Origin of the sequence: Streptomyces recifensis, from assembly GCF_002154615.1 — a bacterium.
Lineage (GTDB): Bacteria > Actinomycetota > Actinomycetes > Streptomycetales > Streptomycetaceae > Streptomyces > Streptomyces griseoluteus.
Genome location: NZ_MUNH01000517.1, coordinates 1 through 1,038, shown reverse-complemented (window position 1 = coordinate 1,038; position 1,038 = coordinate 1). Strand labels below are relative to the sequence as shown.

Below are 1,038 nucleotides of genomic sequence, written 5' to 3'. Positions count from 1 at the left end.
GGGCCAGCGGGGTGGAGAGGTTGGCCTCGGTGGGGAGCAGGGGGGTCAACTCGGTGCGTTCGGTCGCTGGGAGGTGGGCGGACAGAGCCAGTAGGACGGTACGGGTGACCGCCTCCGCTTCTGCCTCGGTGCGGTACTGGCCCACCTCACGGACCGCTTCCGTGAAGGATCTCGGCTGCATGGTCGTCACGGTCATCGTGGGGGCTCCTCTTCCGGGACGTCGGGACAGCGAAGCTCGGATGCCCCGTGATCGCCGGGGCATGGCGGAGGTTTTCGGCCACTTCGGTGGAGGGCGACCCGGTCGGTGGATGCTGCGTGGCGCGCGTTAGCCTCGGCGGCAGGCATGCCGAACACGGCATTCGGGACGACAGGAGACAAGTCATGGCCAAGGTTCCTGGCGCGGTGGTCGCCGCCACCGGGCTCGTCGGTGGGTACGGCGTCGCTCGCTGGACCAAGAAGCGGCCGCTCGGCGGGGTCGTGCTGGCCGCCGCCGGAGCCGTTGCCGCCCGCGAGTGGAACGCCCGGGCCGGGGCTCCTACGGCCGCCGCGCTGACCGGTGCGTACGTGGCCGGCTTCGCCGGCTCCCACCCCCTCGCCAAGAAGGTCGGCGCCTGGCCGTCCGTCCTCGGCGTGGCCGGCGCCGTCGCCCTCGCCTCCTGGGCCTTCGCGGACCGCCGAAGCTGAACACCGGGGCGCCGGCGCTGCCACCCCGCTGAGACCGGGCCCACCGGCGGGGCTGAACCCCGCCCGACTGGCGCCGTGCGCTCGCCAACCTGCCGGGGGGCCGGCGCTGGCGCCCTGGTCCGACCTGGCCGACCTCCGGCGATGAACGCCACGGGACCGGCGCCGCCACCCCGCGCTGCCCTCGCCGGCCGCCAGGGCCGACGCCAAGAGCCCGGTGCGCTCGCCCAGGCGCTTGCCGGTCTCCGGAGCTGAACCGGGCGTAGCCTCCTCGGACCCGGCCCGCATCAAGCCGCAGGGGCCGCCCGGCATCCCCGGACGGCCCCGACCTCACAGAACTCAGCCCCCTACGCCACC

Annotated in this window: 2 protein-coding genes; one reads left to right on the top strand and one right to left on the bottom strand. The window is 74.8% G+C overall.

All coding sequences use genetic code 11. The features are described 5' to 3' along the window. Window positions 1-196 (bottom strand): DUF2267 domain-containing protein (locus CCN33_RS24630; RefSeq protein WP_140394653.1); only part of this gene is annotated, 196 nt, incomplete at its 3' end. Between the two features lie 185 nt (window positions 197-381). Here CCN33_RS24630 and CCN33_RS24625 point away from each other — a divergent pair. Further along, window positions 382-684 (top strand): hypothetical protein, encoded by a 303-nt coding sequence (locus CCN33_RS24625; RefSeq protein WP_086695677.1) that lies wholly within the window; start codon window positions 382-384, stop codon window positions 682-684. Window positions 685-1,038 lie beyond the last annotated feature (354 nt).